Source organism: Streptomyces phytophilus, assembly GCF_013870535.1.
Taxonomy (GTDB): Bacteria; Actinomycetota; Actinomycetes; order Streptomycetales; family Streptomycetaceae; genus Streptomyces; species Streptomyces phytophilus.
On record NZ_JACBXC010000457.1, the window covers coordinates 1 to 4,395 of the forward strand.

Consider the following 4,395-nt stretch of genomic DNA (forward strand, 5'->3'; position numbering starts at 1 on the left):
CGACGATGTCGGTGACCACGTCGCCGATCACGAGAAGCACCGCACGGCCGGCGCCGTCGCGTGTCCCCGTATCGCCGTCCGCTCCCGAACCCCCGCTCGCCCCCGGGCCCTTCATGCCCCGCCCGCCACCGCGATCTCCGCCGCGAGCCGCACGTTCCCCCGCACCGCCGCGAGGTTCGCCTCCAGCGACGCGCCCCGCGTGTGCTCCGTGAGATAGCCGAGCAGGAACGGCGTGATCGCCTGCCCGCTCACCCCCTGCCGCTCCGCCTCGCGCAGGGCGTCCGCGAGCACCGCGTCGTGCACCGCCGGGTCCAACTGCTCGCCCGTGGGCACCGGGTTGGCCACGATCACCGCGGACGGCGGCACGTCCAGCTCCCGCTGGGCGCGCAGCACCGCCGCGACCTCCGCGGGCGTACGGACCGTCCACTCCACCGGCTCCCCGGACGTGCGCAGGTAGAACCCCGGGAACTCCGCGGTGCCGTAGCCCAGCACCGTCACGCCCAGCGTCTCCAGGCGCTGGAGCGTCGCCGGCACGTCCAGGATGGACTTCACGCCCGCGCACACCACCGCGATCCGCGTCTCCGCCAGCAGCCGCAGGTCCGCCGACTCGTCCTGCGACTGCGTCCACTCCCGGTGCACCCCGCCGAGACCGCCGGTGGCGAAGACGCCGATGCCGGCGCGGGCAGCGAGGAACGCCGTGGCCGCGACGGTCGTCGCGCCGCTCGCGCCGAGGGCGGCGGCCGGCGCGAGATCGCGCACGGTCAGCTTGCGGACGGTGTCGTCGGACGCGACGCGCTCCAACTGGGCCTCGTCGAGCCCGACATGCGGGGTGCCGTCGAGGACGGCGACCGTGGCGGGCACAGCCCCCGTGGCGCGGACGATGCCCTCCAGCTCCACCGCCACCCGCAGGTTGCGCGGGCGGGGCAGGCCGTGGGCGATGATCGTCGACTCCAGGGCGACGACCGGTCGCCGGTCCGCGAGCGCGGCGCGTACCTCGTCAGTCAGGTGCATGCGCCCACGGTACGTGCCGGCCGTGCCCCGTGATCAGTGCCTACGTGTCGTACAGGCCGTCCCACGGCTCGTGGAACCCGAGCCGGTCCGGGTACAACTCGGCCCAGTCCGGCTCGCCTTCCCCGGCGTCCGCGCCGCCGGGCGCGGGCTCCGCGTGCCGCTCGGCGACCAGCCCGAAGCGGATGCCGTCGACCGAGACCTCGAACGGCCTGATCGCGATGTCGCCGAACGACAGCCCCGGCAACTCGTCGAGCAGACCCTCCATCTTCGCGTCCAGCCGCCCGTCCGCGGGCACGCCGGGGCCCGGGGTCCAGATGTCGGAGCCGGTGTGGTGGCCCGCGGCGTCGAAGCGGTGCAGCACGGCGTACCAGCGGCGGTGCTCCAGCCAGTCGGGGCCCATGCGGTAGTCGGGCGGGTACGCGGCGGTGATCGAGGCGAGGAACTGCCCGTCGTCGTAACGGCCGATGTTCTCGGTGCGGTAGCCGGGCTCGTGACGTATCGGGATGACCTCAGGGATCGCCATGGCCCAGACCTTAAAGGGGTGCCCGTCGAGGCCGCCATCCGGGCCCCGCCCCGCGCGCACGGCGGGCGGACCGGGGGAGCGGGCGCGCGCGGGGGGATACGCGGGCGGCGTCAGCCTCTACCTTCGGAGGATGGACGACGTTGACCGCGCTGCCGACCCTGACGCCGCCCCCGACGCTCCTGGTGCCACCGCCCGTCCGCTGCTCCTGCTCGACGTGGACGGCCCCCTCAACCCCTACGCCGCGCCCGTACAGCCGCCCGGCTACGGCGAGTACGTGGTCACCGGCATGCCCGCAGGACCCATCCGGCTGTGGCTGCGCCCCGCGCACGGGGAGCGGCTGCTGTCGCTGCCGTACGAACTGGTGTGGGCGACCACGTGGATGCACGAGGCCAACACCGTCATCGGCGACCGGGTGCTGGGGCTGCCCCCGCTGCCGGTCATCGAGTGGCCGTCGATGTTCACCGCCGACGACCCGGACGGGCTGTACTGGAAGACGCGCCACGTCGCCGCCTGGACCGCGGGCCGGACGTTCGCCTGGGTGGACGACGAGATCACCTCCGCCGACACGTCGTGGATCGCCGAGCACCACGCGGGGGAGGCGCTGCTGCGGCGGATCGACCCCGCGCGCGGGCTGGTGGAGGAGGACTTCGAGGCGCTGGAGGCATGGGCCCGGGCGCGGGACCAGAGCCGGCCGGGGTGAACCGGCCGGACCCGTTCGCCGCGGCCGGCATCAACCGACCGCCGTCAACCGTCCGCCATCTCCAGCAGCTTGAGGACGGTGTTCCAGTTGCGGGCGGTCGCCGTCACCGCCAGCCTGCGGCTGGAGAAGTCGCCGGCCAGCTTCGACCGCCCGAGGCCGCCGGGGCACCAGACGTAGACGACGCGGTCGCCCAGCTCGAACCGGTCGGGCGCGTACGACGCGGGGTCGACGGTACGGAACCACGCGTCGTCCGGCGCCGGCCCGGACAGGAACACGGCCAGGAAGCGGGCCGGTTCCGCGGCGCCCTCCGGCAGCGGATTGCCGGCGACGACGGCCGCGATCTCGTCCCGCGTGCGCGCGACGACCGGTATCCGCAGGCCGAACTCCTGCTCCACGACCGCCTCGACGGCCGCGGCCGTCTCCGCCGGCGGCGTGCCGGGGTCGTCGAAGACGACGTTCCCGCTGGCGACGTACGTGGCGACGCCGCCGAAGCCGTGGTCGGTCAGCGCCTTGCGCAGCCCGGCCATGGGGATCTTGTTCTTGCCGCCGACGTTGATGCCGCGCAGCAGGGCGATCTGCTTGCTCACGCCCGGCGCCTCCCTTGCCATCAGAACAGCGGCTCCGGCAGCACGCCCTCCAGCGCCAGCAGGCTCCGCTTCGTGTCGAGGCCGCCGCCGAAGCCGCCCAGGCCGCCGGTGCTCTCGATCACGCGGTGGCAGGGCACCACGATCGGCAGCGGGTTCGACGCCATGGCCCGGCCGACCGCCTGCGCGGCGCCCGGCTCCCCGACGCGGTCGGCGAGGAACTGGTAGCTGACCACCGAGCCGAACGGCACCCGGGCCGCCAGCTCCTCCAGCACCCGGCGGTTGAAGCCGTCGGACAGCGACCAGTCCAGCTCCAGCCGGAACTCCTTCAGCCCGCCCGAGAAATACGCCCGCAACTGCTCCTCGGCCGCCGCTATGTGCCCCGCGGAGCCGGCCGGCTCCTCCGCCCTCGCCCCCGCGTCCGCGCCCGCGGCGTCCGCGCCCGCGGCGTCCGGCTTGGCGTGGAACCCGACCTTGACCAGCCCCCGGTCCGTGGCGGCGAGCAGCAGCGGACCGATCGGCGAGTCGACCACCCGGCGGCCCGTCCGGGGCGCGATGGCATCCGTGGCGTTCATGCTGCGAGCGTAGGACACGGCACTGACAGTCACCGCCGCCCGCGCTCCGCCCGCGGTTCGCGTCCGGCGGGACGGACCGGCCGCGTACCGATTGCGTATCGGCTGCCCCGCGGGCGGCGGAAGCATGTCGACCGCGACTCGCACAGACCTACGATTCCCTCTGGTTGCCCTGTACATCTGTCGACACAGCTGTAGACACACATGAGTAGACCCGGGAGTCCCTCCGTGCTCGCTGCCCCCGTGCCCGTCGACGGGTTCACGTATGGCCTGCTCACCCCCCTCACCGCCTTCATCATGGCCGCGGTCGGCAGTGCCCTGGGGCTGCGCTGCACCATGCGCGCGCTGACCGTCGAGCCCGCGCGGCGGGCGGGCTGGCTGCTGCTCGGCGCGGTCGCCATCGGCACGGGCATCTTCACCATGCACTTCATCGCGATGATGGGCTTCACCGCCGACTCCGTCCACATCAGTTACAGCGTGCCCCTCACGCTGGCGAGTCTCGGCGTCGCCATCCTCGTCGTCGGCATCGGCGTCTTCATCGTCGGCTACCTCGGCCGCACCGCGTTCGCCCTCACCACCGGCGGCGTCGTCACCGGGCTCGGCGTCGCGGCCATGCACTACCTGGGCATGGCGGGGATGAAGATGGACCGCGGGCGGCTCGTCTACGACGGCACCGTCGTGGCGCTGTCCGTGCTCATCGCCGTGGTCGCGGCCACCGCCGCGCTGTGGCTGTCGATGACCGTGAAGAGGTTCGGCGTCGCGGTGGGCGCCGCGCTGATCATGGGCGTGGCCGTCTCCGGGATGCACTACACGGGCATGGCGGCCCTGGAGGTGCAGGCGCACGCCACCAACGCGGCGGCGGAGGGCAAGAGCCCGGCGGAGATCCTGGCCCCGATCCTGATCGGGCCCGTGCTGCTCCTGGTGTTCGTCGGGCTGTTCGTCGGCATGGACCCGCTGGAGGACGAGTGGCGGGTGTCCGCGGGCGACGGGGGCGTCGCCGGCGGG

Annotated in this window: 6 protein-coding genes; 2 read left to right on the forward strand and 4 right to left on the reverse strand. The window is 73.9% G+C overall.

Features of this window, described 5'->3' with window-relative positions; translation table 11 throughout:
- Positions 1 to 111 precede the first annotated feature (111 nt).
- Positions 112 to 1,011, reverse strand: a complete 900-nt coding sequence (locus H5J30_RS19110; RefSeq protein ID WP_181788631.1) for a pseudouridine-5'-phosphate glycosidase — start codon at positions 1,009 to 1,011, stop codon at positions 112 to 114.
- Positions 1,012 to 1,051: 40 nt separating this feature from the next.
- Positions 1,052 to 1,534, reverse strand: a complete 483-nt coding sequence (locus H5J30_RS19115; RefSeq protein WP_181788632.1) for a hypothetical protein — start codon at positions 1,532 to 1,534, stop codon at positions 1,052 to 1,054.
- Between the two features lie 130 nt (positions 1,535 to 1,664).
- On the opposite strand from H5J30_RS19115, the gene H5J30_RS19120 reads away from it, so the two are divergent.
- A complete protein-coding gene (locus H5J30_RS19120; protein ID WP_181788633.1) occupies positions 1,665 to 2,234 on the forward strand; it encodes an HAD domain-containing protein in 570 nt (189 codons plus the stop codon).
- Positions 2,235 to 2,278: 44 nt separating this feature from the next.
- Here the strand turns inward: H5J30_RS19120 and H5J30_RS19125 are convergent, their stop codons facing one another.
- On the reverse strand, positions 2,279 to 2,821 hold the full coding sequence (locus tag H5J30_RS19125) for a DUF1697 domain-containing protein (RefSeq protein WP_181788634.1): 543 nt from the start codon (positions 2,819 to 2,821) through the stop codon (positions 2,279 to 2,281).
- A gap of 20 nt (positions 2,822 to 2,841) precedes the next feature.
- Positions 2,842 to 3,393, reverse strand: a complete 552-nt coding sequence (locus H5J30_RS19130; RefSeq protein ID WP_181788635.1) for a methylated-DNA--[protein]-cysteine S-methyltransferase — start codon at positions 3,391 to 3,393, stop codon at positions 2,842 to 2,844.
- Positions 3,394 to 3,633: 240 nt separating this feature from the next.
- On the opposite strand from H5J30_RS19130, the gene H5J30_RS19135 reads away from it, so the two are divergent.
- A partial coding sequence (locus H5J30_RS19135; protein WP_181788636.1) for an MHYT domain-containing protein occupies positions 3,634 to 4,395 on the forward strand: 762 nt, incomplete at its 3' end.